The 25,745-nt window shown below is 64.8% G+C and carries 24 protein-coding genes and 2 riboswitches; of the genes, 5 read left to right on the top strand and 19 right to left on the bottom strand.

Features of this window, described 5'->3' with window-relative positions; translation table 11 throughout:
• Window positions 1–36 precede the first annotated feature (36 nt).
• Entirely contained in the window at window positions 37–1,140 is a 1,104-nt protein-coding gene (locus ACRTG1_RS00490) for a saccharopine dehydrogenase family protein (RefSeq protein WP_113156996.1), read from the bottom strand.
• Window positions 1,141–1,263: 123 nt separating this feature from the next.
• Here ACRTG1_RS00490 and ACRTG1_RS00485 point away from each other — a divergent pair, with 123 nt between their 5' ends.
• Window positions 1,264–1,695, top strand: coding sequence for an Lrp/AsnC family transcriptional regulator (locus ACRTG1_RS00485; protein WP_113156997.1), 432 nt, complete (start codon window positions 1,264–1,266; stop codon window positions 1,693–1,695).
• Between the two features lie 59 nt (window positions 1,696–1,754).
• On the opposite strand, the gene ACRTG1_RS00480 is transcribed toward ACRTG1_RS00485, so the two are convergent.
• From ACRTG1_RS00480 to ACRTG1_RS00465, 4 genes are all read right to left on the bottom strand, one after another.
• Complete coding sequence (locus ACRTG1_RS00480) at window positions 1,755–2,561, bottom strand: ABC transporter permease (RefSeq protein WP_206546414.1); 807 nt, start codon at window positions 2,559–2,561, stop codon at window positions 1,755–1,757.
• A gap of 190 nt (window positions 2,562–2,751) precedes the next feature.
• Window positions 2,752–3,633: an ABC transporter permease gene (locus ACRTG1_RS00475; RefSeq protein WP_113156999.1), complete on the bottom strand. Its 882-nt coding sequence runs from the start codon at window positions 3,631–3,633 to the stop codon at window positions 2,752–2,754.
• Window positions 3,626–4,690, bottom strand: coding sequence for an ABC transporter ATP-binding protein (locus ACRTG1_RS00470; protein ID WP_432515525.1), 1,065 nt, complete (start codon window positions 4,688–4,690; stop codon window positions 3,626–3,628). Before ACRTG1_RS00470 ends, ACRTG1_RS00475 begins: the two co-directional genes overlap by 8 nt.
• 280 nt (window positions 4,691–4,970) lie before the next feature.
• Window positions 4,971–6,095, bottom strand: a complete 1,125-nt coding sequence (locus tag ACRTG1_RS00465) for an extracellular solute-binding protein (RefSeq protein ID WP_113157001.1) — start codon at window positions 6,093–6,095, stop codon at window positions 4,971–4,973.
• A gap of 240 nt (window positions 6,096–6,335) precedes the next feature.
• On the opposite strand from ACRTG1_RS00465, the gene ACRTG1_RS00460 reads away from it, so the two are divergent.
• On the top strand, window positions 6,336–7,085 hold the full coding sequence (locus tag ACRTG1_RS00460) for an SDR family oxidoreductase (RefSeq protein ID WP_432515524.1): 750 nt from the start codon (window positions 6,336–6,338) through the stop codon (window positions 7,083–7,085).
• Window positions 7,086–7,504: 419 nt separating this feature from the next.
• On the top strand, window positions 7,505–8,722 hold the full coding sequence (locus ACRTG1_RS00455; RefSeq protein WP_113157003.1) for a GTP-binding protein: 1,218 nt from the start codon (window positions 7,505–7,507) through the stop codon (window positions 8,720–8,722).
• 233 nt (window positions 8,723–8,955) lie between these two features.
• Here the strand turns inward: ACRTG1_RS00455 and cobF are convergent, their stop codons facing one another.
• Genes cobF through cbiE form a run of 8 tightly spaced genes read right to left on the bottom strand, consistent with a single transcriptional unit; the run spans window position 8,956 to window position 15,986 of the window.
• On the bottom strand, window positions 8,956–9,717 hold the full coding sequence (cobF, locus tag ACRTG1_RS00450; protein WP_432515765.1) for a precorrin-6A synthase (deacetylating): 762 nt from the start codon (window positions 9,715–9,717) through the stop codon (window positions 8,956–8,958).
• A 2-nt stretch (window positions 9,718–9,719) separates the two neighbouring features.
• Window positions 9,720–10,733, bottom strand: coding sequence for a nicotinate-nucleotide--dimethylbenzimidazole phosphoribosyltransferase (gene cobT, locus ACRTG1_RS00445; protein ID WP_432515523.1), 1,014 nt, complete (start codon window positions 10,731–10,733; stop codon window positions 9,720–9,722).
• 9 nt (window positions 10,734–10,742) lie between these two features.
• Window positions 10,743–11,507 (bottom strand): adenosylcobinamide-GDP ribazoletransferase, encoded by a 765-nt coding sequence (gene cobS / locus ACRTG1_RS00440; protein ID WP_432515522.1) that lies wholly within the window; start codon window positions 11,505–11,507, stop codon window positions 10,743–10,745.
• A gap of 4 nt (window positions 11,508–11,511) precedes the next feature.
• A complete protein-coding gene (locus ACRTG1_RS00435; RefSeq protein WP_432515521.1) occupies window positions 11,512–12,825 on the bottom strand; it encodes a cobyrinate a,c-diamide synthase in 1,314 nt (437 codons plus the stop codon).
• Window positions 12,822–13,598, bottom strand: a complete 777-nt coding sequence (cobA, locus tag ACRTG1_RS00430; protein ID WP_432515520.1) for a uroporphyrinogen-III C-methyltransferase — start codon at window positions 13,596–13,598, stop codon at window positions 12,822–12,824. Before cobA ends, ACRTG1_RS00435 begins: the two co-directional genes overlap by 4 nt.
• A complete protein-coding gene (cobM, locus tag ACRTG1_RS00425) occupies window positions 13,595–14,359 on the bottom strand; it encodes a precorrin-4 C(11)-methyltransferase (RefSeq protein ID WP_283801034.1) in 765 nt (254 codons plus the stop codon). The genes cobA and cobM overlap by 4 nt, the downstream gene beginning before the upstream one ends.
• A complete protein-coding gene (locus ACRTG1_RS00420; protein WP_432515519.1) occupies window positions 14,356–14,742 on the bottom strand; it encodes a cobalamin biosynthesis protein in 387 nt (128 codons plus the stop codon). Before ACRTG1_RS00420 ends, cobM begins: the two co-directional genes overlap by 4 nt.
• Window positions 14,739–15,986 carry a precorrin-6y C5,15-methyltransferase (decarboxylating) subunit CbiE gene (gene cbiE / locus ACRTG1_RS00415; protein WP_432515518.1) on the bottom strand — a complete coding sequence of 416 codons (1,248 nt, stop codon included), beginning with the start codon at window positions 15,984–15,986 and terminating at the stop codon, window positions 14,739–14,741. The genes ACRTG1_RS00420 and cbiE overlap by 4 nt, the downstream gene beginning before the upstream one ends.
• Between cbiE and ACRTG1_RS00410 the strand changes: the two genes are divergently transcribed.
• Complete coding sequence (locus tag ACRTG1_RS00410; RefSeq protein WP_432515517.1) at window positions 15,985–16,758, top strand: cobalt-precorrin-6A reductase; 774 nt, start codon at window positions 15,985–15,987, stop codon at window positions 16,756–16,758. The genes cbiE and ACRTG1_RS00410 overlap by 2 nt on opposite strands.
• Here the strand turns inward: ACRTG1_RS00410 and ACRTG1_RS00405 are convergent.
• From ACRTG1_RS00405 to cobW, 6 genes are read right to left on the bottom strand one after another with little or no spacing between them, the layout of a single operon-like run.
• Window positions 16,722–17,486, bottom strand: a complete 765-nt coding sequence (locus ACRTG1_RS00405; protein ID WP_317562172.1) for a precorrin-3B C(17)-methyltransferase — start codon at window positions 17,484–17,486, stop codon at window positions 16,722–16,724. The two genes, ACRTG1_RS00410 and ACRTG1_RS00405, sit on opposite strands and share 37 nt — an antisense overlap.
• Entirely contained in the window at window positions 17,483–18,223 is a 741-nt protein-coding gene (locus ACRTG1_RS00400) for a precorrin-2 C(20)-methyltransferase (RefSeq protein ID WP_432515516.1), read from the bottom strand. The genes ACRTG1_RS00405 and ACRTG1_RS00400 overlap by 4 nt, the downstream gene beginning before the upstream one ends.
• A complete protein-coding gene (locus ACRTG1_RS00395) occupies window positions 18,220–18,852 on the bottom strand; it encodes a precorrin-8X methylmutase (protein ID WP_206548973.1) in 633 nt (210 codons plus the stop codon). Before ACRTG1_RS00395 ends, ACRTG1_RS00400 begins: the two co-directional genes overlap by 4 nt.
• Window positions 18,853–20,064: a precorrin-3B synthase gene (cobG, locus tag ACRTG1_RS00390; RefSeq protein ID WP_432515515.1), complete on the bottom strand. Its 1,212-nt coding sequence runs from the start codon at window positions 20,062–20,064 to the stop codon at window positions 18,853–18,855.
• Window positions 20,061–23,399, bottom strand: coding sequence for a cobaltochelatase subunit CobN (gene cobN / locus ACRTG1_RS00385; RefSeq protein ID WP_432515514.1), 3,339 nt, complete (start codon window positions 23,397–23,399; stop codon window positions 20,061–20,063). The genes cobG and cobN overlap by 4 nt, the downstream gene beginning before the upstream one ends.
• A gap of 4 nt (window positions 23,400–23,403) precedes the next feature.
• Complete coding sequence (gene cobW, locus ACRTG1_RS00380) at window positions 23,404–24,441, bottom strand: cobalamin biosynthesis protein CobW (RefSeq protein ID WP_432515513.1); 1,038 nt, start codon at window positions 24,439–24,441, stop codon at window positions 23,404–23,406.
• Window positions 24,442–24,617: 176 nt separating this feature from the next.
• Window positions 24,618–24,818, bottom strand: a riboswitch (cobalamin riboswitch).
• 61 nt (window positions 24,819–24,879) lie between these two features.
• Window positions 24,880–25,079: riboswitch (cobalamin riboswitch) on the top strand.
• 35 nt (window positions 25,080–25,114) lie between these two features.
• On the opposite strand from cobW, the gene ACRTG1_RS00375 reads away from it, so the two are divergent.
• On the top strand, window positions 25,115–25,735 hold the full coding sequence (locus ACRTG1_RS00375; RefSeq protein WP_432515512.1) for a HupE/UreJ family protein: 621 nt from the start codon (window positions 25,115–25,117) through the stop codon (window positions 25,733–25,735).
• Window positions 25,736–25,745 lie beyond the last annotated feature (10 nt).

Here is a 25,745-nt window from a genome sequence, read left to right as displayed (position 1 = left end):
AGCGACCTATTTCGCCGCTGGCCGAAAAATGCCCGATCAGGCCGCTTTTGCCTGCGGGCCGCTGTCCGGCTGATAGGTGCGGCCGAAGCGGTTTGCCAAAAAGTCTTCCAGCGCAATGTCTTCCTGCTGCACGAAGCCTTTTGCGGGAAGTTTGCCATTGGCGAGCAGGTCAAGCACGGTGCAGATGCCGGCTGCCGTCGTCTTCTGGATGGCGCTGCGCGCATGCGGCCCTGCCGGATCGGCGAACACGGAGTTGGCGTAGCTCTCCTGCACCAGACGGCCATTCTTCAGGCCCGTGATCGTCACGAAGATCACCACCACGTCCTGCATGGTGGTCGGCAGTGCGTGCTCGAAGATCTCCTTCAACAGATCGCGGCGCTCGATCAGGCGCAGATCGTTCAGCAGCATCTTCATGATCGAGGCATGGCCGGGATAGCGGATCGTGCGGTAGTTGAGATTGCGCACACGCCCTTTTAGCGACTCGCAGATGGAGCCCAGGCCACCGGACGTGTTGAACGCTTCGTAGCGCACGCCATCGAGCGAGAACTCTTCCAGCCCTTCAAGCGGTGCGACTTCCTTCATTTCGCCATCGACGATGGCCTCGCAGGATTCGCAATACTCGTTGATCACGCCTTCCGGCGACCAGGTGAGATTGTAGTTGAGCGCATTGGCCGGAAACTGCGGCAGCGCGCCGACGCGCATCCGCACATCGTGCAACTCATCAAAGCGCTTGGCGAGCGAATTGGCGGCGATGGTGATGAAGCCCGGCGCGAGACCGCACTGGGGAATGAAGGCCGTGTCGGCGGTCGCCGCGATCTCCTTCACGCGACGCGTGCTTTTCACATCCTCGGTGAGGTCGAGGTAATGCACACCGGCTTCGGCTGCGGCCTCGGCAATGGGAACGGTCAGATTGTAGGGCGCGGCGTTAAGCAGGGCGAACTTGCCCTTCAAAACGGCAGCCAGCGCCTTAGTGTCGGAAAGGTCGACCTCGACACCCGCAATCTGCGGGTGCTCGGGCAGGGCCGCGAGCTGTTCGGCCGAACGGTCGGCAACGGTGACCGAATAATCGCCCGAGGCGACCAGCATGTCAGCAATGGCAGCGCCGATGCGCCCGGCTCCGGTGACGACGATTTCCTTCATTCCGTTCCCTTTCGATTCTGTAGAATGTGCACCAAGTGTCACCCCGATCTGCGTTGAATCGAAGAGATAAATCGGGTAATTTGACTTATCATTTTAAACATATTGACGATAAGATTGGACAATATGACGGTATCGCAAGCGGATCGTGCGGTGATCGCTCTCCTGCGGGAGAATGCCCGCATGTCGGTGTCGGAAATCGCACGACGGCTCGGGGTCTCGCGCTCCACCGCGCAAAGCCGGCTCGAGCGGCTGGAGCGCAGCGGCACAATCGCCGGCTATGCGGTGCGGCTCTCAGGCGAATATGACGCCGCGCAGATCCGCGCGCATCTTCTGGTAACGGTTTCGCCAAAGCTCTCCGGCGATGTCATCGCAGCCATGGAGAAGATGCCGGCCGTGCGCGCGGTCCATTCCGTCAGCGGCTCGTTCGACATGATCATCGTCGTCGAAGCGCCCTCGGTGGCCGAGCTTGATGCGGTGATAGACACGATTGGCGCACTGAAGGGCGTCGACCGGACAATGAGCTCCATCATCCTGTCGACGCGGATTGATCGTTAGATCGCTGGGCTAGAGCAATTCCGGAAAAAGCGGGTCCCGGTTTTCCGTCCGGAATTGCTCTAATCCGCCGCCATCCGCGCGGCGCTGCGGCGGCGGGCGACCTCATAGGCGATGGCTCCAAGCACCGTGATCGCGATCATGATCAACGCCAGCGCATTCACGGCGGGCGTCAGGCCCGTGCGCACCTTGGTGGCGATGTAGACCGTCAGCGGCGTATCGAAACCGCGCACGAACAGCGTCGTGTTGTAGTTCTCGATGGATTGCAGGATCGCCAGGAAACCGGCTGCGATGAGCGCGGGTTTCAGGAAGGGCAGGAGCACGCGGCGGAACACCATGAATTTCGATGCGCCGAGGCCAAGGGCCGCTTCTTCCTGTGTCGGGTCGAAGCGCTGGAGGCGCGCCGTGATCATCAGCATGACATAGCAGATGATGAAGCTCGCCTGCGCCACCACGATCAGAAACACGCCGCCGCCGACGCCGAGCTGCCGCCACAGAACCAGTGTGGCGATGCCGATGACCACGCCGGGCGTGAGCAGCGGCGACACCATGACCGCATACATGAAGCTGCGGGCGCGCGCATGCAGGCTCGTTAGAACAAGCGCTGCCGCCGTGCCGATGGGCAGAACGGTGATCACAACGAAGAAGGCGACGATGAAGGAGGTCCACAGCGACTGCCACATGCCGCTGTCGCTCCACAGCGCATCGAACCATTGAAGCGTCGTGCCGCGCCACGGCGTCACGGTCGGGAAGCGGCTGGTGTTGAATGTGGCGATGCCCATGATCGCAAGCGGTGCGAACAGGTAGAGAAAGAACGCCACCATATAGAAGCCGAACATGGCCCGGGCGATGCGGTCAGCGGCACTCATGCGCGAACCTCCGGGTCTGTCCAGAGAGGCTGGCGCTGCCCCTCACCTGCCTGCCGGCATCCTCTCCCCGTAAACGGGGCGAGGAAAGGCTGCGGATATCTCGGCGCGTTTCCTTCTCCCCGTGCGCGGGGAGAAGGTGCCCGAAGGGCGGATGAGGGGCAGCGCCTGCATGGACTAATGAACGCCAGACTCATTTCGCCACCTCCGTCAGGCTCACGCGGGCGATGCGCAGCGTGATCAGCACCACTGCCAGGCACAGCACCAGAAGAACCAGCGCATAGGCGGCGCCCCGGTTCCAGTCACCGCCTTCGAAGAACCAGTTGTAGATGATCTCGGTGAACCAGCGGCTGCCGGGCGCGCCGAGAAGGGCTGGCGCGACATAGCTGCCGGCGGCGAGCATGAAGGTGAAGACACAGCCCGTGGCGATGCCCGCCTTGGCATGCGGGATGACCACCCGCCAATGAATGCGCCAGGTGGATGCGCCAAGATCGCGCGCTGCCTCGATCTGCGATTTGTCGAGAGACTCAATCGCGTTGTAGATCGGAAACAGCATGAACAGGATGTAGGCGTAGGTCATGCCGGCCAGCACGCCGCCATCGCCATACCAGCGCACCGGTTCATCAATGATGCCAAGCGACAGAAGAAAGGCGTTCAGCGGCCCGCGAAACGCAAGCAGGATATACCAGGCAAGCGTACGCAACACCTCGTTGATCCAGAACGGAATGGTCAGCGCGAGAAGCACGATGGCCGTCTGGTTCACCGTCGCGTTCTGGGCAAGCCAGAAAGCCATCGGATAACACACCAGAAAGGTGATGAAAGCGACAAGCGCGCTCGCCCACACGGTCTTGAAGAAGATCGCACGGTGAACACCCTCATTCGCGAGGTAGAGAATGTTGTCGAGCGAATAGACATCATTCGGCCCGCCGAGCTGCGATGGCGGCAGGTTGGGCCGCAGCGCATAGTCGATCATCATCACATTGGGCGCGAGCACCATGCCGGCGAGCCACGCTCCGACCAGCGCCAGAAACAGCGTGCCAAGCCCCCCGCCAAAACGTCTGTAGAGGTCAGACATCGGGCAGCACCACAGCGTTTGCGCTCTCAAAGCCGAAACCGGATTTCTCGCCAATGGCAGGTGCGGCTGCGAGTTCCGTGCTGGCGATGGAGGCAACCAGCGGCATGCCGTCCCCGGCCATGCCGTGCGCGAGTGCAAAAGCGCCCTCGAAATCGATCCGCTCGATGGTGGCGGCCAACCGGTTGGTTCCACCGTTCGGCTTCAGCGCCTCGGGGCGCACATAAAGCTTCGCTGTCGCACCCGCTGAAAGCCCGTCGCCCGCGCGGCCGCTCAGCGGGCCATGGGCGCTCTCCACCGTCGCGATGCCGTTCTCGATGCCTTTCACCGTGCAGGGCAGGGCGTTGGTCTCGCCAACGAAGGTGGCGACGAAAGGCGTGGCCGGATTGTCGTAAAGTTCGCGCGGTGCGCCCACCTGCTGCACCACGCCGGCGCTCATCACCGCAACGCGGTCCGACATGGCGAGCGCCTCGGACTGATCGTGCGTGATGTAGATGAAGGTAACGCCCGTGCGTTTCTGCAGCGCCCGCAGCTCGGCGCGCATGTGCTGGCGCAGCTTGAGATCAAGCGCGGAAAGCGGCTCGTCGAGAAGCAGCACCTGCGGCTCGACCGCGAGCGCGCGCGCAATGGCCACGCGCTGGCGCTGTCCGCCGGAAAGCTCGCCCGGCATACGGTCGCCATAGCCTTCAAGCGCGATCAGTTTCAGAAGCTCGTCGGCCTTTTTGCGCCGCTCGGCCTTTGCGATGCCACGTGCCTCCAGCCCGAAGGCTATGTTTTCCCAGACTGGCATCAGCGGGAAGAGCGCAAGCGACTGGAAGATCATCGCGGTGGGGCGCTGATTGGGCCCCAGCGGGGTCATGTCCCTGTCGCCGATCAGAACGCGGCCTTCGGTCGGCTTCAAAAAGCCGGCGATCACCCGCAGCAGAGTGGTCTTGCCACAGCCGGAGGGGCCGAGAATGGAGAAAAACTCTCCGCCTTCGACCGTGAAGGAGACGTCGTCGACGGCACGGGTCGCCCCGAAAGTAACGCCGACATGATCGAGCTCTACGGAATGTGACATGGTCCCCCGATTATTAGTGGGCTTTCGCAATGCTTGTCCGGTAGCGACCGCCCCTCATCCGCCTGCCGGCACCTTCTCCCCGTATACGGGGAGAAGGAAGATGGCCGCAACCTCTATGCCTCCCTCTCCCCGCAAGCGGGGAGAGGGTAAGGGTGAGGGGCGAGCGCCGTCATTTCATCCGGAGCGTTTTCGTTTCTCCCTGAAACGCTCCATCTTTTTTGCTTTGCGCAATTCAGGACGGAAAACCGGCTCCCGCTTTTCCCGGAATTGCTTCAGCCCCTCAGGCCGAGAGGAAACGGTCCTGATATTCGTTGCGCTTGGCGACGAACCAGCTTTCCTGGATCGGCCACCACCACAGCTTGTCCAGCGCGTCGCCGGGATAAGCGGCGGCGAAGAAGGCCTTGGCCTCGTCCGTCGTCTTGTCGGCAGCGCCAACGGCGGTGGAGTTGATCGAGGTTGCATTGGTGTACATGGCGCCGGCTTCCGGCGTCAGGAACCAGTTGATGAAGGCATAGGCCTGCTCAAGGTTTTCCGCACCCTTCGGGATTGCAACGCCTTCCATCCACGCCAGCGCGCCTTCCTTCGGCGCGATGAAGCCGACGGGAAGACCTTCCTTGCCGAGAGCCGCTGCAGTGGAATCCCACGTCTGGCCGATGGTGCAGCCATTGATGCGGAATGCGCCCTGCGCTTCATTCTCGTTGGACCAGAACTGCGCGATGTTGGCCTTGCGGGCAATCGCTTCCTCGAGAATCACGTCATAGATCTTGACCATGTTCTCTTCGGACTTGAAGGCGTCCGCCATCGGCATGGGCAGCTTGCCTTCGGCTTCGAGCCAGAGGCCGAGACCGACAAGACCCGAATGGCCGCGCACGGTGGCCTTGCCCTTCATTTCCGGCTTCCAGATGTCGCCATAGGAGGCGGTGCCGTATTCCAGCGGAGCCTGATCCTTGTCGAAGGAAACCGCTTCCGTACCCCAGTCGGTGGGCACCTGATAGCGCTTGCCGTCGATGACCGCGCCGAGATTTTCAGAATTCTTCCAGGCGCTCGGCAGGCAGTTGTCGACGTTGACCTTGCTTTCGTCGATCGGCTGCACCAGCTCGAACTCGACATAATTGGGCACGCGATCGACCGTCGGCCAGATGATGTCGAACCCGCCGCCATTGTTGGCGCGAAGCTGGTTCAGCAGTTCGTCATTGGTGCCGTAGGGGGTGTAATTGGCCTTGATGCCCGTCGCCTTTTCGAAAGCGCCGATCATGTCGTCGTTGAGGTAACCGGCCCAGGCGAAGATGTTGACCGCGCCGGAAGAGCCCTGCGCATAGCTGCGCGAGATGAGCGGCGCCGCCAGCGACAGTCCTGCCACAGCGCCCGCGCCCTTGATGAAGTTGCGTCGTTTGATCAAAGTCATGAAAGCACTCCCATTGTTTCTGCGTTGATATCGCAGCGGTTATTCCCGCCATGTTACAGCGCGATGACCGGTCGGCAACAAAAATCAGTCTAACGGACCGTCAATGTTGATGATCCTGCGTGGACATCAGTGTTTAGCGCACAAATTATCCTCTCTGGCCCATTTGTTCCACGCGAAAAGGCTGCTTGTATGCAAACGTTTGTAGCGGGCTGCTGTCCGACAGTGAGGGGAGAACTTTGCATGCGACTTCAGGGTAAGCGGATTCTGGTATCGGCAGCAGCTCAGGGCATCGTCCGGGCAAGCGCGCTGGCCTGCGCAGCAGAGGGGGCGTCGGTCGTGGCCGTCGATATCAACGAGGAAGGGCTTGCCTCTCTTGCCGCTGAAAACGCGTCCATCGAAACGCACCGGCTGGATGTGCGCGACCGCAGCGCAATCGATGTGCTCGCCGGCAGGGTCGGCCAGCTCGATGGCCTCTTCAATTGCGCCGGCTTCGTCCATCACGGCAGCATTCTCGATGTCTCCGAGGACGACTGGGCGTTCAGCATGGATCTCAATGTGACCTCCATGGTTCGCATGACGCAGGCGTTTCTACCCGGCATGCTGGAACGGGCCGAAGAGGCGGGCAGCGTGTCCGTTCTCAACATGGCGTCGATGGCGTCATCCATCAAAGGCTTCGTCAACCGCGCGGTCTACGGCGCCACGAAGGCGGCCGTGATCGGCCTCACAAAGTCCGTTGCGGCCGATTTCGTAAAGCAGGGCGTGCGCTGCAATGCTCTCTGCCCCGGCACAGTCGACACGCCGTCGCTGCGCGGTCGCATCGCCGCCGCACCGGATCCCGTTCAGGCCGAGAAGGATTTTATCGCGCGTCAGCCCATGGGGCGGCTTGCAACGGTCGACGACATCACACCGCTGGTCGTGTTTCTTCTGTCGGACGAAAGCCGCTTCGTCAGCGGTCAGGCCGTTCTCGTGGATGGCGGCGTGACCATCTGATTTCAGGGCAGGGTGGTTGATACTCTCCGCCCTTGTTCGGTGATATCGAATTTCTACAAAAAACCGGGGCGCGCCAAAGTGTGCGCCCCGGCATTTTCCGACCCGGCGTCCATCTTCCGGAGAACGCTGCATTGCCGGCTGGACCCATGCAACTCCGGGAAACGATGATCGGCAGCACTGTATCCGGCTTCGGAGCATGCCTTCGGTCTCCACCTCCAGGCTGGCACGAACCACAGAAACCGCTTGCCATCACCCAGGGCAGGAGCGAACCTCCACACCTCCACACCTCCACACCTCCACACCTCCAAACCTCCAAACCTCCAGGCCCCTAGGCCCCTAGGCCCCAAGGCCCCAAGGCACGTCTTGCGCTTCGTATTCGTTATGATATTACATACCATATTGCAGCAAAGGAACCAAACATGCCGAACCAGGACAAACGCCTGCCCGTCACCGTGCTTTCCGGGTTTCTGGGGGCGGGCAAGACGACGCTCTTGAACAATGTGCTCAACAACCGGGCAGGACGGCGCGTCGCGGTGATCGTCAACGACATGTCGGAAGTGAACATCGACGCCGACCTCGTGCGCGAGGGTGGGGCGAACCTGTCGCAGACAGACGAAAAGCTGGTGGAGATGACGAATGGCTGCATCTGCTGCACGCTGCGCGACGATCTTCTGAAAGAGGTGCGGCGTCTGGCGGCGGAGGGGCGGTTCGATTACCTGCTGATCGAATCCACCGGCGTTTCCGAGCCATTGCCTGTGGCCGCCACATTCGAGTTTCGCGACGAGCAGGGCCACAGCCTTTCCGATGTCGCGCGGCTCGACACGATGGTCACAGTGGTCGACACGCTGAACCTGCTCGAAGACTATGCCAGCCATGATTTCCTGCGCGACCGGGGCGAAGTCGCGGGCGAGGGGGACGAGCGCACGCTTGTGGACCTGCTGGTCGACCAGATCGAGTTTGCCGATATCGTGATCCTGAACAAGGTCAGCGACGCCGGCCCGGAGCGCCTTGATGCGGCGCGCAAGATCGTCACCGCGCTCAATCCCGATGCGCAGATCATCGAGACAGACCATTCCCGCGTCGCGCCCGCCCGCATCTTCGATACAGGCCTTTTCGATTTCGAGACGGCTCACCAGCACCCGCTCTGGGCCAAGGAGCTTTATGGCTTTGCCGATCACGTGCCGGAGACCGAGGAATACGGCGTTTCCTCCTTCGTCTATCGCGCGCGGCGTCCCTTTCATCCGCAGAAAGTGCATGCGGTGCTGAATGCCCCGCTGCCCGGCGTCATCCGCGCCAAGGGTCATTTCTGGATCGCAACCCGGCCCGACTGGGTTGCCGAATTCAGCCTCGCCGGCGCTTTATCCAGCGTGAAGCCGCTTGGCACCTGGTGGGCGGCGGTGCCGCGCGAACGCTGGCCAAACCACCCGGAAGCGAAAGCCTTCATGGACCGCTACTGGAGCGAACCCTACGGAGACCGGCGTCAGGAGCTGGTCTTCATCGGCACCGGCATGAACCGCGAACGCATCACCGCAGCGCTGGACGATGCGCTGGTGGGCAGTGAAACCGACTTCGAGCCAGCGCAGCACCGTGCGCTGGCGGACCCTTTCCCGCGATGGCAGCGCGCGCAGGCCGCCTGAGGGGCGGTGGTTGCCTTCTCCCTCGCCCTTCGCCCTTCGACAAGCTCAGGAGGCTCAGGATGAGGGAGAAGGCAGGCAAAAGCTGAGACTGATGCAGGGGCTCAGAAGCTATAACTTACAGCCAGAGACCCCACAGGAGCATGAAAGCATTTGGCGCACCACACAGCCCTCATCCTGAGCCTCCTGAGCTTGTCGAAGGGCGAAGGGCGAGGGCGGCATGAAGTCCGCCGAACCTACCTCCTGACCCGCAAAAGATAGGTATCCATGATCCAGCCCTTGTCTTCCCGCGCCCTGACCCGCGCCTCCACAATCTGCCCGGCAACATCCCCAAGCGGCCCGGCGATCAGAAGCTCATCCGGCGTACCCAGATACGCGCCCCAGTAAATCTCGTAGGCATCGCCATCGAGCATTTGAAAGGCGCAGTCGCCGTCGAGCATGACGAGAAGCGTATCGGCATTCGGCGGGAAGCCCTCCGCTTTCAGCCGCCGACCGGTGGTGATCAGGATCGAACCGCCAATCGTGTTGATCGGCATATGGTGGCTGGCCGCGAGCGCCTGAATGCTGGTGATCCCCGGCACCACTTCCAGCGCGACGTCAAGCCCGACTTCCCGGCGCATGTGCTCGATGATCCGCAGCGTGCTGTCATAGAGCGAAGGATCGCCCCAGACGAGAAACGCCGCGCGGCCCGTCTCGCCTGTATGCGCCGCAAGCAGATCGCCATAGGCGCGGGCGATGGCCATGTGCCAGTCGTCCACGCCCCGGCGATAACTCGGATTGGCGGCGTCACGCACCGGCAGGTCGAATTCCACGATCCGCGTCTGCCGGTCTTCCAGAAACCGCTCGCAGATGACACGGCGCAGATCGGCCAGATCCTCCTTCGCTTCCCCCTTGCGGGGGATAAGGATCACGTCAGCCCGGTTCAGCGCATTGATGCCCTGAACCGTCATGTGTTCGGGATTGCCGGTGCCAATGCCGATGAGCGAAAGCGTGCGCATCATCAGCCGTCCGAAACGCCGGCTTCGGCAAAGGTCGCCATGCCGTTGTGGCAGGCAAGCGCGCCGCGCAGAATGTTGATCGCAAGGCATGCGCCAGAACCTTCACCAAGCCGCATGTCGAGATCGAGCAGCGGCTTGAGGCCCAGCTCGCCAAGCAGCCTGCGGTGGCCGGGTTCGGCGGAAACATGGCCGGCAATGGCATGCGCCAGACCGTCTTCGCCAAGGCGCGCAAGCGGGGCGACTGCCGATCCGCACACGAAACCATCGAGCAGCAGCGGAATGCGCCTCTGCCGCGCGGCAAGGGCCGCACCGAACATGGCGGCAAGCTCGCGACCGCCGACGCGGCGCAGCGCCTCCAGCGGATCGGAAAGCGCCTCGCCATGGCAGGCAAGCGCTGCATCCACGGCCTCAGCCTTGCGCGAAAGGCCGGCATCGTCAACGCCTGTGCCCCGGCCGACCCAGTCGGCTCCCCGGCCACCGAACAGCGCGGCGGCAAGTGCCGCTGCGGCGGTGGTGTTGCCGATACCCATTTCCCCGAGCGAGATGAGATCCGCTCCCTCCGGCACCGCATCGAAACCGGTCTGAACGGCCTTCAGAAAATCCGCTTCATCCATGGCCGACGCTTCCGTGAAATCCGCCGTGGGGCGCTCGATCTCGAGTGACGTGACGGTGAGGCTCGCCCCTATCTGTTTCGCAAGCTGGTTGATGGCCGCGCCCCCGGCGGAGAAATTCGCTACCATCTGCGCTGTCACCTCGGCTGGAAAAGCCGAAACACCGCGTGCGGTCACGCCATGGGAGCCCGCGAAGATCAGCACATGAATCCGCTCAAGCGCAGGCTTTTCGCGTCCCTGCCAGCGGGCAAGCCGGATGGCCGCGTCTTCCAGCCGGCCAAGGCTGCCGGGCGGTTTGGTCAGCACTGCCTGGCGGGCGGTTGCAGCCTGCGCGGCGTCCTCATCGCCACTGGGACGGACATTACAGGCGGCGCGCAGATCGTCGATTTTGAGAAAGCGGGTCATGGAAGTCCTTCAGATGAAATAAGCGACGGCGGCGATGAGCACGGTGGTTTCGGCAAGCTGCTGCAGCGCGCCAAGCACATCGCCCGTCTGTCCGCCGATCTGTTTTTCGGCGAGCCGTTTGATGAAGAAGAGCGCCAGCAAGAGAAGCGGAGCGGTCACAAGCACGAAGCCGGGACCGGAGATGAAAAGCAGCGCGCCACCAATCGCGAGCGCCACGAGAACGGTAGCCGTTTCCGGTCGCCCTGCGCCTGCCGAGAGCCCGTTTTCGCGCGCCGGTGGCGAAAGGCGCATCAGCGCCGGCATCAGGGCGCGCGAGGCCGTGTGCGCCATCAGAAGGGCGGGAACCGCGACAAGCCCGAGCGACGAAAGCGCCGTCCAGCGCATGAGAAACGACAGGATCAGTGCGGCAACGCCATAGGACCCGATGCGGCTGTCCTTCATGATCGCGAGCTTTTTCTCACGCGTCGAACCGCCGCCGAAACCATCGGCCACGTCTGCAAGCCCGTCCTCATGCAGCCCGCCGGTCACAAGCGTCCCCACTGCAAGCGCGAGGGCGGCTGCAATCGTGGCCGGCAGGCCAAGCATCGCCGCGCCGATCAGCATCGCACTGCAAATCGCGCCGACCACCAGACCGGTCAGAGGCGCTGCCCATTGGGCGGCCGCAAACCCGTGCGCCGGCATCTCGAACGCAGGCAGCGGCAGCCGCGTGTAGAAGCCGAGACAGGCGGCCACATCGCGAAGGGCTGCCACGAGCATCGAGCGGGGTCCGGCCATCGCGTCAGCTCCGCGCTATGGCGTGAAAATAGGTGCCGGAGACATGCCCGCGCCGCGCACCGGATGGGCCGAGAGCGCGGCCCTGTCCGTCCGCGAGCATGGCGAGCGGCGCATCGCTGCCCGGCTCCACCAGCCGCGAATAGTGGAACTCATGACCACGGATCGTCTCGCCCGTGCTGCCGATGGCGCAGTCACTCATCAGCGTTGCCTGCCGGTAGCCGAGGTTCATTTTGCGCTTCGCATAGCTCGTCACATGACCGAGCAGCCCCAGCATGGCGTGGCGAACGCCTTCGGCATCCTCCAGCGCCTCGCCCAGAACCATGAACCCGCCGCACTCGCCATGAACGGGCCTCGTCTCCGCAAATGCCTCCATCGCAGCGCGGAAGTTCTCTGAAGCGGCGATCCGCCCCGCATGAAGTTCGGGATACCCACCCGGCAGCCAGCAGGCGTCGGCGCTTTCCGCCGGTCCTTCATCGGCAAGCGGCGAGAAGGGCAGGAGTTCTGCTCCCGCCTCGCGCCAGTGCCGGGCGAGATGCGGATAGACGAAGCTGAAAGCGGCATCCCGCGCGATGGCGATGCGTTGCCCCGGCGGCGGCACAAGCCGCGCCGCATCGCCCGCCTGCATGGAAAGCGGCACGGCGGCCTTCACCACAGCGTCGAGGTCGATGTAATGTTCCATCACATCGGCAAGCCGTTCGATGAAGGCTTCCAGCGCAGCATGTTCGCTCGCCTGCACAAGGCCCAGATGCCGCTCCGGCAGCGCCATGTCCGGGTTGCGGTAGACCGCGCCCAGAACCCTGATGCCGATGGCCTCAATGGCGTCGCGCGCCATCGCTTCATGTCGCGGGCTCGCCACCTGGTTGAGCACGACGCCGGCAATCCGCACCTTCGGGTCGTAAGCTGCAAACCCCTTTGCCAGCGCGGCTGCGGTCTGCGACTGGCCGGACACATCGAGAATGACAATGCAAGGCACATCATAAAGGCGCGCAATGTCCGCCGCAGCGCCGGAGCGACCCGGCTCCGACACGATACCGTCAAACAGGCCCATGGCGCTTTCGATCAAAAGCATGTCGGCGTCTTCACCCTGCCGGCTTCCCAGATGGGCGAGCAGATCCGGATGCATGGCCCAGCTGTCGAGATTCACGCCGGGCTTCCCGGTCGCCGCCTGATGAAAGCCGGGATCGATGTAATCGGGGCCGGATTTCGCGCCATGCACGGCGAGGCCACGCCTCTTGAGCGCGCGCATCAGGCCGATGGTCACACTGGTCTTGCCCGAACCCGAACGGGCCGCGCCGATGATGATCGCCCGTGCCGTCATATCAGCGCCTCGCGCAGCGCCACGATGCCGCCGATCACGATGATGGACGGCGAGCCATACCCTTCCACCGATGCGTCGGAGACAAGCGTGGAAAGCGCCGTCGTCAGAATGCGTTCTTCCGGTTTCGTCGCGTTCATGATGAGCGCCGCCGGCGTATCGCCCGCCATGCCGCCGGATGTGAGCGCGTCCACGATCAGGGCGAGCTTGTGCATCCCCATATAGATGACGATGGGCTGACCCGTTTTCGCCAGCGCCGCCCAGTCCAGATCGTCCGGCGTGCCGGCGGCGTGGCCGGTCGCGAAGATCACCGCCTTGTTCACGCCGCGCATGGTGGCGGGAATGCCCGCATCGGCGAGCGCCCCCACCGCCGAGGTGACGCCTGGCAGAAAGCGGAAGGGAATGCCGGCGAGTGCCAGCACCAGCGCTTCTTCCCCGCCACGGCCAAACATGTTGGGGTCTCCGCCTTTCAGGCGCAGCACCCGCTGTCCCGCCTCGGCGTGTTCCACCAGAAGCCGGTTGATTTCATCCTGCGCCGTGGAGGGCTGGCCGGCGCGCTTGCCGACGAAAATGTGCCGGGCGTCCGGCGCGGCCTTCAGAATATCCGGATCCACCAGCGCGTCATAGATCACCACATCCGCCGCATCGAGCGCAGCCAGAACACCGAGCGTCAGGCAGCCGAAGCCACCAGGCCCGGCACCGGCAAGCCACACATGGCCCGGCTCAAAAGGCGTTGGTTCAAAAGGCAGGCGGTTGAGCGCCTCAAGCGTGCTCATAATCCCTCCCGCCCGCGAAACCGGCGCTGATAATCGGCGCTGTAGAGCGCGCTCTCGCGAAAATCCTTGGCGCCCAGCCCCGGCCCGACGAGAATGAGCGCCGTGCGCTCGATGGGATCTTTCGCCATCTCCGCTTCGATGGTGGAAAGCGTGCCGCGCAGAATGCGCTCATCCGCCCAGCTTGCGCGGGCAACAATGGCAACCGGGCAGTCGGGTCCGTAATGCGGGGTCAGCTCCGCCACCACACGGTCCAGCGCGTGAATGGCGAGATGAATGGCGAGCGTCGTGCCGGTGGCCGCGAAATTGGCGAGCGTTTCACCCTCCGGCATTTTCGAGGCGCGGCCGGAAATGCGGGTCAGGACAAGGCTCTGCGCCACTTCCGGAATGGTCAGCTCGCGTCCCAGCGCCGCCGCAGCCGCCGAGAAGGAAGGCACGCCCGGCGTCAGCGTGTAATCGATGCCGAGCGTCGAAAGACGGCGGATCTGCTCGGCCACCGCGCTCCAGACGGAAAGATCGCCCGAATGCAGCCGGGCGATATCCTCACCCGCTTCATGGGCGCGGATATATTCCGCCTCGATCTCTTCCAGCGACATGGGTGCGGTGTTGACGATGCGCGCTCCCGGCGGACAGTGCGCGAGCAACTCCTCCGGCACCAGCGAACCGGCATAAAGGCAGACCGGGCAGCGCGCGATCAGGTCGCGGCCGCGAACGGTGATGAGGTCGGCAGCGCCCGGTCCGGCGCCAATGAAATGAACGGTCATGATTTTCTTCCGGTGGTCGCGATGGCGCAGGTAACGCCGTCAAGTGTGATCCTCGGCCCGAGAAGCCGGCCTGCCGGGCCGCAGACGGCCAGCGCCGCCGCCTCTGAGGCCGATGGCAGGCCCGTGGCTGAGCGCGCCTGTTCCGAGCGGGTCAGGCAATGCATCGCCGCCGCCTGAAGTGCCGCATCATCGGCAATGACAAGCGGCAGGCCGAGCGCCTTTGCAGCGTCCGTCAGGCCGGGCTCGTCCCGCTTCAGTGGCACGGTCGCCACCGCATCGAGCCTCTCCCGCGCGATGTCATGCGTTGTCAAAGCGGCGTCGAGCGCGGCAAGAACAGCAACGCGCGTGACGCCTTTTCTGGCTCCAAACCCGGCGCAGATCATGGTTTCCTCCAGCGCCATTGAAGCACCGGCATGGCCGGGCGCAGCGCCGTCATGCCGCCAACGGGCGCGGCGCGCGCGACGGCGATCTCGATCAGTTCTCCGCCGTGCCGCCCGTGGCAGTCGATCAGAAGCGCCTGCGTTTCGAGCGTCACCCCGTTTGCGACAAGACGCCCCCCGGTTCCAAGAGCGGCCATCGCCGCCTCCATCAGCCCTGTCGCAGTCGCCCCGCCACCGATGAAAACCACGTCGGGCGCGGCAAGGTCTGCGAGCGCGGCGGGAGCCTTTCCCTCAACCACGGTGAGCTGCGGCACGCCCATGCGCTCCGCGTTGCGGGCAATGCGCGCCGCGCGCTCCGTGTCCGCCTCGATGGCGATGGCGCTGAGCGATGGGTGCTGCCGCAGCCATTCGATGGAAATGGAGCCTGAACCCGCTCCGATATCCCAGAGCCGTTCACCGCGTTTCGGGGCAAGCGCCGACAGGGTGACGGCCCGCACCTCCGATTTGGTGATCTGCCCGTCATGCTCGAAAAGCGCATCTTCCAGCCCGGTTCCAAGCGGCAGGATGCGCGCATTCTCATCCGCCGCCACCTCGATTGCGACCACATTCAGATCGTCAAAGCGGTCTGCGGAAAGCGCGGAAGCCATGAAGCTTACCTGCCGTTCGCGCGGTCCACCCAGCGCTTCCAGCACGTGAAAGCGGGAGGGGCCAAACCCCTCAGCCGTGATCAGCTCGGTTATCGCAGCCGGAGCCGCGCCATCGGATGTGAGCGCGAGAATGCGCGCGCCGGGATGAAGCAGCGGGCGGATCAGCGCGATGGGCCTGCCATGCAGCGAAACCGTCTCAACCGATTGCAGCGGCCAGCCAAGCCGGGCAGCAGCAAGCGCAAAGGAAGAAGGCGCGGAAAAGACACGCATCTCGTCCGCCGGAATGCGCCGCGTCAGCGTCGCGCCCACACCGAAGTGAAACGGATCGCCGGAGGCGAGCACGCAGACCTTCTTGCCTCTCAGCGCTTCGATCTCATCAAGCGCTTTGCCAAAGGGGGAGGGCCACTGCCGCGTCTCGCCGGAAATCTGGTCTGCCGCCAGTTCGAGGTGCCGCGCACCGCCGAACACGATCTCCGCATCGGCAATCGCGCGGCGTGCTTCCTCACCGAGCCCGGCCATACCGTCCTCGCTGACCCCCACGATGGCAAGCCAGCGCTTAGCGCTTTCCGCCTGACTGCAAAATGCTCTAGAAGACGTCATGGCGAACCAAACCCTTCTCATTCTTGGTGGAACAGGCGAAGCGCGGCGGCTTGCGGAGCGGCTTTGCGCGCGCAGCTCGCTGCGCGTCATCACCTCGCTTGCCGGGCGCACCCGCACACCGGAAGCCTTGCAGGGTGAGGTGCGTGTGGGCGGTTTCGGCGGCGCTGAGGGGCTTGCGCGTTATCTCGAGGGCGAGGGCATCAACCTGATGGTGGACGCCACGCATCCCTTCGCCGCGCGCATGGCGCGCAATGCAGCGGAAGCCGCCAGCCTGACCGGCGTGCCGCTCATCACGCTCATGCGCCCCGCCTGGCAGCCGGTCGCCGGCGACAACTGGCAGATCACGTCCGGCATGGCCGAAGCGGCAACGCTGCTCGGCCCTGAGCCCCGGCGCGTCTTTCTGGCCATTGGCCGGCAGGAAGTTCAAATGTTTCGCGCGGCGGCGCAGCATGATTATCTGGTGCGCAGCGTGGAGCCGGTCGAACCGTCCCACCTGCCGGCGAATGCCGCATGCATTCTGGCGCGTGGTCCGTTCTCTGAAGACGATGAAATCGCGCTGCTCGCCGATCACCGCATCGAGATCGTGGTTGCCAAGAACAGCGGCGGTGCTGCGACCTATGGCAAGATCGCAGCCGCGCGCAGGCTCGGCCTGCCGGTGATCATGATCGACCGGCCAAAGCCGACTGGCGCAGCCGTCGTGGCCGACATCAAAGATGCGATGGGCGCGATCGACACTCACCTGGCGGCTCCCGTCGCCGAGCGCGGCGCATAGACCAGCGGCGGTTTGCCGGGGCGCTCGATCATCCGCGTTTCGGGCGAACCGATGATGACGCAGGTGGCCATGTCGGCCATCTCGCCACGCGCCTCATTCAACGGAACAATCGCCATGCGCTCGTCGGGCCGGCCTGCGGCGCGGCCGAACACGACAGGCGTGGAGGCCGGGAGAATGCCGCTCAACAGTTCAAAGGCGCGGCCAAGCTGCCAGGGCCGGGCGCGGCTGATCGGATTGTAGAGCGCGATCACAAAGCCCGCACCGGCGGCAGCCGCAAGCCGCGTTTCGATCAGTTCCCAGGGTTTCAGATTGTCCGAAAGCGATATGGCGCAGAAATCATGACCGAGCGGCGCGCCCACGCGGGCGGCCACCGCAAGCATGGCCGTCAGCCCCGGCACGATCTCCAGATCGAGCGCACGCCATTCCTGCGGCCCTTGCTCGATGGCCTCGCACACGGCCGCCGCCATGGCGAAAACACCAGCATCCCCGCCCGAAACCACGGCCACATGCCTGCCTTCAGCGGCCATGGTGAGCGCCGCCTTGGCGCGGGCCAGCTCTTCCCGGTTGTCGGAGGCGTGACGGGTCTGGCCGTCATTCAGTTCAAGCCGGTCGAGATAGGGACCGTAGCCAAAGAAATCGCTTGCCGCCGCAATGGCTGCGCGCGCCTCCGGCGTTGTCTGTGCCGGTTTTCCGGGGCCGGTGCCGATGACGACGAGACGCCCGCTCATGCCGCGCCCTCCTGCGGCCTGGCCTGCCAGCCCGGTCCGAGCACGAGCGAGAAATAGGGGGCGGTGTCGTCAGCCTTGTCCGCAAGCGGCGTCATACTGGTATTGTCCATCGTGCCGCGTTCCACATAGACCGCGCCGACGAGCCTGCCGGCCCGCGCCAGCGCCCGGCGGATTTTCGGCAGATTGCGCCCCACCTTCATGATGACGAAGGCTTCCGTGTCGTTCACACGGCGCAGAAGCTCGTCTTCATCGAGCGTGCCGGGCAGGACGGTCAAGATGTCGTCGCCCTGAACGATCGCGATGCCCGCCTGCGACCAGCAGCCGGACATGGCCGTGATGCCGGGGATCACCTCCGTCGGGTAGAGCGCGGCAAGCCGCACATGCAGGTGCATGTAGGAGCCGTAGAACAGCGGATCGCCCTCGCTCAGAACCGCAACCGTTCGGCCCGCTTTCAAATGCACTTCCACCGCGCGCGCCGACTCCTCGTAAAAGCCGGTGATGGCTTCGATGTAGCGCGGGTCGTTCTTGTCGATTTCGGTCGTGACCGGATATTCCAGCGGCAGCTCCACCGCCGCCTCCGGCAGGAGGTCGTCGACGATCTTGCGGGCATTGCCCCGGCGTCCGCGCTTTGCGAAATGCGCCACCACGTCCGCCCGCTCCAGCGCCTTCAACGCCTTAACGGTGATGAGTTCGGGATCGCCGGGTCCGGTGCCGACGCCAATCAGGGTTCCGCTCACAGTCCCGCCCTCGCAAGTGCGTTGATCGCCGCCGCCGTCATGGCGCTGCCGCCCATGCGGCCGCGCACGATGGCAAAGGGAATGCCAAGCCCGCTCTCGGCGAGCGCGTCCTTGGATTCCATCGCGCCCACGAAACCGACCGGCATGCCGATGATGGCGGCAGGCTTCGGCGCACCGGCGCGCAGCATGTCGAGCAGGTAGAAGAGTGCGGTCGGCGCATTGCCAATGGCGATCACCGCTCCTTCCATGTGTTCGCGCCACAGTTCCAGCGCAGCGGCGGAACGCGTGTTTCCGATCTCCCGCGCAAGCTCCGGCGTGCGCGCATCGCGCAGGGTGCAGATCACCTCATTGTCGGCGGGCAGCCGCGTGCGGGTCACACCCCGCGCCACCATCTCCGCATCGCACAGGATCGGCGCGCCGGCTTTCAGCGCCGCGCGACCTGCCGCAACGAACCCTTCGGAAAAGACGAAATGCTCCGCCGCCTCGACAAGCCCGCAGGCATGGATCATGCGGATGGCGACATCGGCCTCTTCCGCACTGAAGCGCGCGAGATCGGCCTCGGCGCGTATGATCGCGAACGACTTTTCATAAATGGCGTTGCCGTCGCGTATGTACTCGGTTTCTTGCATTCAGCCTGTCTTTCGAAGAAGGGCAGCACGCAGCTTCTCGCCGCGCTCGATGAGAAAGGTGCGAAGGCGTTCGGAAGGCTCCGCGCCAATGGAGGAAAGGGTGCAGCAACCCTCGGCCGCGATCAGGTTCACCGCAGCCCCGGCGGGCTGGGCGCAACATTTTTCGCAGGCCGAGAGGTGTAGACGAAACGAACCGTCCGGCAGACCGGCTTCCGCCGCCTCGGCGGCAAGCGCCTTGGCGTCGAACCGCGCCGAGGCACAGGCCGGCGCACCGGCGCAGGCCGCTATGGAAAGACGCGGATCATGCCCGTCCGTGACAAAGCCAAGAGCCTCGGCCGCCCGCGACAGCGCATCCTGCCGGGGCTCATCAAGCCCGATCAGCAGCAGGCCGCTGCGCGGCGCAAGGCGTATTTCCCTGGCATCCGAGGCGGCCTCGCAAAGCGCGACCAGCGCCTCCGCAGCGATCTGACCGAAGGGCAGGGCGATCCCGATCGCGCTATCCCCGTCTTTCAGCGTAAACTGGCCAACCGGTGCGCTGTCAGCCCGTGCGGCATATTGAACGGCTGGCTCAAGCCCGGCCCGGAGCGCCTCTCTCTTCGCCTGCGAAAAATTACGCGCGCGTCCGCCGGTCTGCGCCAGCAGATCAAGAACCGCAAGCGCTGCAGCGCCCACCGCCTGCTCATCGCCCTGGCCTAACCAGCCCGCCGTCGCGCCATTGCCGCCGACACCGATCTGCCAGAGACCGTCTCCCAGCGCCACAAGCTTGATGTCGGCTCCGATAGCGTCAAGATGCAGCGTCCCGCCACCATCGACCGTGACCGAGACCTTGGGCGCAAGGCGCGGGGCAAGGCAGTGCGCGGACGCATACTCATCGATCCGCCGGGCAAGCGCCATCGGGTCACCCAGCGCATCCTGCGCCAGACCATCAAGCGCTCCCGTCTCCACCGCGAAGCCATCCACGGCCCCAAGATCGAGCGCGTTGATTTCCGCCCCGAGCAAAGGCGTGCTCTCAGCGGTCAGGCCCCGGATCTGCAACTTTCCACGCGCGGTCACTTCCAGAATTCCGTTGCCATGGCGGCGCGCGGCCCGCGCGATGCCCGCAAGTTTTTCAGGCGTCAGCGCGCCATGGGCCGGCGCAATCCGCGCGAGCAGCCCGTCGCCGGTCTTCATGGGGGCGGAGAGTGTGGGGCATGCGCCGCGCCGCATCGTCATGCCGTCGCCTCCGCGAGTAGTGCCGCCAGATCGTCATCGACAGAGTTGCGCTGCGGGTGCCAGAGGCCGCGCCTGCGCGCAGCGTGAAACCGTTCCGCCATCGCCCGGGCCGCCGCCGGGTTCTCTGCAAGCAGGAAATCGCGCACACGCTCATCGCCGAGATAGGCATCGAACACGGCATCGATCAGGCTGCCTGAAACCGCATCCGTAGTCTCGGCGAAGCCGATCAGCCGGTCGACCGTTTCCGTCAGTTCCGCCGCGCCGCGCGGGCCGTGGCGCAACTGCCCTTCGATGAAGCGCGGATTGACCGCACGGGCGCGCACGGTGCGGGCAATGGCCTGCGCCAGCGAGCGGGCGCGCGGGCGCTCCGGATCGGTTGTGTCGAGCACCACCAGATCGGCTTTGCCGCCCAGCGCTTCCACCGCCGCCGCGAACCCGCCGATAAAGGCCACATCCGCCGAGCCTTCGAGAATGTCCCGCCCGGCATCGTCGCCCGTATGGATGAGCATGTCGGCATCCGCCACCTGCCGCGCAAACGCGCCGTCTTCCCGCCGGCCTTCGCCCTCCGCGCCGCCGAAGGCAAACGCGCCGGCGTCCAGATAGGCCTGCCCGAGTTCGGCGCGTTCCTGCCAGTCTCCGCGCGCCAGCTTTTCTTCCGGTCCCGCGCCATAGGTGCCCGGCGCGGAACCGAAAATACGCGCCGGAGCCTTGCCGGCCACGCGCGCAGCAGCGGCAAGCGGGTTTTCGCTCTCGTCTTCGTCGCGCGCGGCCACGGCGGCAACCGCAGTGTCGAGCAACGCGATCTGGGTCGGGAACATGTCGCGAAACAGGCCTGAGATGCGCCACGTCACGTCAATACGCGGGCGACCAAGGCTGGCCGGCGGCAGCACTTCAATGCCCGTCACGCGCCCCGTCGCCTGATCCCATTGCGGCTGGCACCCCATCAGCGCCAGCCCCTGTGCGATCTCCTCGCCGCCAGTGCGCAGGCTGGCGCTGCCCCACAGGTCGATGACGAGCGAGCGCGGCCAGTCGCCATGCTCCTGCAGATAGCCGCGCACGGCCTCATCCGCCGCCATCCTGCCCAGTGCGGTTGCGGTCGGCGTCGGCAGGGTGCGCGGATCGGCGGTGAAGATGTTGCGGCCGGTCGGCAACACATCGGTACGCCCCCGCGCCGGCGCGCCGGAGGGGCCGGGCGCGATGTGTCGGGCATCGAGTGCGGCCAGAAGCGCGCGCTTTTCGCTCTCCGCGCAGGCGCTGCGTTCAGGCCCTTCATCCATGCCGCTGCCCCGGCCATAGATGTGCAGCCCGTCCTTGATGGCGAAATCTTTCAGATCACAGAGCCAGGCATCGATCTGCATCAGCGCCGCATCCGTGTCGCCCGTGTCCTCAACGCCGGCATCACGGGTCAGACCGGTGCGCTCGGCGGTTTCCACGATCAGCTGCGCCAGCCGGTCGCGGCGGCGGCGGTCCAGCCCGTCGGCCTGCGCATATTCGTCCACCAGCCGTTCCAGTTCCTGCTGGTCCTGCGAGAGCCCTGCGCCCGCCAGTGGCGGCGTCAGATGCCCAAGCGTCACAGCGCCGATCCGGCGCTTGGCCTGCGCCGCTTCACCCGGATTGCTGACGATGAAGGGATAGACCACCGGCAGCGCACCAGCCACGATCTCCGGAAAGCAGGTTTCCGTCAGCGCCACGGTCTTGCCCGGCAGCCATTCCAGCGTGCCATGCGCACCCACATGGATCAGCGCATGGGCATCGAGCCCCTCCCGCATCCAGTGGCCGAAGGCGACCAGCGCATGGCGCGGTGCAAGCGTCGGGTCATGATAGTCCACGCGTCGGTCTGCCGAGCGCCCGCGATCCGGCGCAAGCGCCACGGTGACATTGCCGAACCGCGCCGCGCGGAACGGAAAGACGCCATCTTCCGCATCGTCTTCCGCCGGTCCCCAGGTGGCGAACAGCGTTTCGCGCGCCTCTTCGGGCAGCGCATCAAAAGCGCACCGGTATTCATCCAGCGAAAGCGCTTCCGACGGCTCTTCAAGCTGCTGCATCAGCGCCCTTGGGGTCTCCGGAACACCAGAAACCGCATAACCCGCTTCATCAAGGTCATGCAGCATGGCGAGCACGCTCGATGGCACGTCGAGCCCCACCGCATAGCCGGTGCGGCCGGGCGCGCTTGGATAGTCCGGGATGAGAACGACAATGCGGCGCTCAGCCACCGGAGTGCCACCGAGCTTCAGAAAGGCGGCGATCCTCGCCGCAACCTGCCGGATGCGCGCGGGTTCGGGCCGGTTGCGCTGAACGCCAAAGAAAAGCCCTTCATCCAGCGCCGCCTCATCCTTGAAGGAAATCGCGCCGGCCATCAGCCGGCCATCGAGTTCCGGCAGCACCACATGCATGGCGAGGTCCGCAGGCGCGAGACCGCGCTGCCCTTCCTGCCACGCTTCGCGCCGCGTGGTGGCGGTGACCACCTGAAAAACCGGCACGCCAAAGCGGTCGAACAGCGTTTTTTCGCCGGGCTCCGCGCCGCTCGAAAAGGCCGTCGCGGTGATGAGCGCCTGCGGCTTCAACGCCTCCACGGCGTTGCGCACGAGATCGGCGGCAACCGGGTCACGCAGGCTGGAAACGAAAAGGGGAACCGCACACAGCCCCTGTTCCTCAAGCGCCTCCACCAGCGCGTCGATGGGCGCAACATCGCTTGCCAGCAGCATGGAGCGATAAAAGAGGATCGGCACGACAGGCCTGTCGGCATTCGCACTGGCCGGGAAGAAGGATGGCTCAACAATGCCATGACCCGGTGCATAGAAGCCGGCCTTGGCCACTGGTTCCGCCTCGGGCGCTTCGATGTCCCGCCCGGCGAGGCGCGCCAGCTGCATGGTCAGCGCGCGCATATTGTCCGGTCCGCCTTCGCGGAAGCAGGCGAGCAGCGCCGCGCGCGCTTCCGGCGAAACGGTGGAGCGCTCGGCAAGGCGCGGGTCGTCCTGATGGCATTCGCCGGGAAGCAGCGCCAGCGCGATGCCCTTTTGCCGGGCCAGTGCTGAAAGCCGGTCGCAGCCATAGCGCCACCACTCATAGCCGCCCAGCACCCGCACCAGAATGACGCGCGCATGCGCTGCCGTGTTGTCGATCCACAGATCGACCGACATGGGGTGTCTCAGGTCGCGCAGTGCGGCGAGGCGCAGCGCGGGCAGGGCCTCGCGCTGCGCCTGCCATGCAGAGGCGATCCCCGCCAGATCGCTGTCGGTGAACGACAGCGCCACCATGTCCGCCGGCGACTGCTGCAGATCGACAGGCTCGATCAGATCGTCGAGTGAGGCACTGGTGGTGGCGAGGATGTGCATCGGATCAGGCCGAGAGAAGGCTTTCGATACGCGCGCGGTCGATGCCCTTGAGGCCGATCACGACAAGCCGCGTCTCGGCGGCTTCGCCGGCCTTCCACGGGCGGTCGTAATGGTGCGACACGCGCGGACCGACTGCCTGCACCTGCAGGCGCATGGGCTTGCCCTTCACATGCGCAAAGCCCTTGAGGCGCAGAACCTCGCCGGTCTCCACCGCCGCATTGACACGTGCTTCCAGATCTTCGGGCCGCAGAACCGATGGCAGATCGACAACGAATGTATCGAAATCGTCGTGCTCGTGGTCATGCGCATCGTCGTGATGCGTCTTGCGGTTCTCGATGTCGTCCTCGACGGCAAGCCCGAGACCCAGCAGCAGGGCAGGGTCCACCTTGCCATGCGCGCTCGGCACGATCTGCACATTGCGCGACAGATGTCCCGCAATCCGCGCGCGGGCGCGCCCGGCGGCTTCGTCATCCAGAAGATCGTTCTTCGACAGAACGATCAGGTCAGCGCAGGCCACCTGGTCGTCGAACACTTCTTCGATCGGATCATCATGGTCGAGCGAATCGTCGGCTGCGCGCTGTGCATCCAGCGCGTCCATGTCCGCAGCAACCTGACCGTCGGCAAGTGCCGGCCCGTCCACCACGGCAATCACGCCATCGACCGTCACACGGTTCTTGATTGCCGGCCACTGAAAGGCCTGCACCAGCGGCTTTGGCAGCGCCAGACCGGACGTCTCGATCAGGATGTGATCGACCTTCGGCTCACGTGCGAGGATCTGGTCGAGCGCCGGCACGAAATCATCGGCAACCGTGCAGCAGATGCAGCCATTGGCGAGTTCGAGAACGTTTTCCTCGGGGCAATTGTCCAGCCTGCAGCTTTTCAGCACCTCGCCATCGATGCCGGCATCGCCGAACTCATTGACGATGATCGCCAGCCGCTTGCCATGCGCGCCTTCCAGAACATTGCGGATCAGCGTCGTCTTGCCGGCACCGAGAAAGCCGGTCACGACGGTGCAGGGAACCCGGTCGAAACTCGTGGTCATGGGATATCCTTCAGGTGATGGAGTGTGGAGAACGATAAGACGCGGGTGAGGGGCGCACGGGCCTTTTGCGGCCGCGTACTGGCAGAGACACCATGAATGGTCGGGAGAAGGCGCGCAGCGGCGCTGTCAGCAGTCACAATGCACACTCCTTGCCCGGGACACCCGCCAGGCGGTCAGGATTTCATTCGCAGACGGCAGGTTTCCTGGCTCACGGGTCGATGCGCTCTCCAGCCTTCCCAGGGCAAACCCCAGTGGCGTGTCAGGTGCGCTCTCCGCTTACAGTTGCGGGGACAGCTGCGGCATTGGGCAAGGCCCGCACCGCATTCCCTCTTAGCCCTCTCCATTGCGGGAGAAGGACCGTCTGCTGCGCATTTACGGCTCGCCCGCCACGTCTGTCAATGCGGGCAACAAAGCGTTTGCGGGGCGTGGCGATTCTTGTATGCTCCGCCCGCTGTCGGTTCCGCTGAAGCGGACCCAGAGGGAACGTGGTGCGGCGCAATCGCGCCAAGACCACGGCTGCCCCCGCAACTGTAAGCGGAGAGCGTTTTCCTGATCGCCACTGAGGCATGATGCCTTGGGAAGGCTGGAAAGCGCATCGACCCGTGAGCCAGGAAACCTGCCGACGGCCTGAAAGAAACACCGTAACCCTCGGGTGGAGGGGAAAGGACCGGACATGAACACGCGTTTCCTGCGCACTTTTTCCGCATTCGCATTTGCATCGCTCTTCGCAACCAGCGCCCACGCCCATCACGCCATGGACGGGCAGACGCCCACGACCCTTTACGAAGGGCTGGTCTCAGGGCTCGCCCATCCCGTGATCGGGCTTGATCATCTGGCCTTCATCCTCGCTGCCGGCCTGTTTGCCGCCGTCGCCGGCATGAGCCTTTTCGCGCCGCTTCTCTTTGTTGCCGGCTCGCTTGTCGGCGTCGGCCTGCATCTGATGCTGCTCGATCTTCCGGCAGCCGAAATCGTCATCGCGGCAAGCGTTCTTGCTGGCGGCTGGCTTCTGGCGCGCGGTCGGGCCGTAGAGAGCCACATGCTTGTCTTCGCCCTGTTCCTGGTGGTCGGCGTGTTCCATGGCTATGCCTTCGGCGAAGCCATTGTCGGCAGCGAGCAGACGCCGCTCATCGCCTATCTCGCAGGCCTTGCCGCAATACAGAGCGCCATCGCGCTTGGCGTCTATTTTCTCGTCCGCTCGCGCGGCTGGGCGGTTGAGGCCATGCAGCCCCGGCTTGCTGGCGCCGCCATTGTCGGTGTCGGCGTAACCTTCCTTGCCGGACAGCTTGTCGGCTGAGCCGGCGGAT

The sequence above is a fragment of the Nitratireductor sp. PBL-C9 genome, from assembly GCF_050877045.1.
GTDB lineage: Bacteria > Pseudomonadota > Alphaproteobacteria > Rhizobiales > Rhizobiaceae > Nitratireductor > Nitratireductor aquimarinus.
This window is presented reverse-complemented; position numbering and strand designations above follow the sequence as displayed.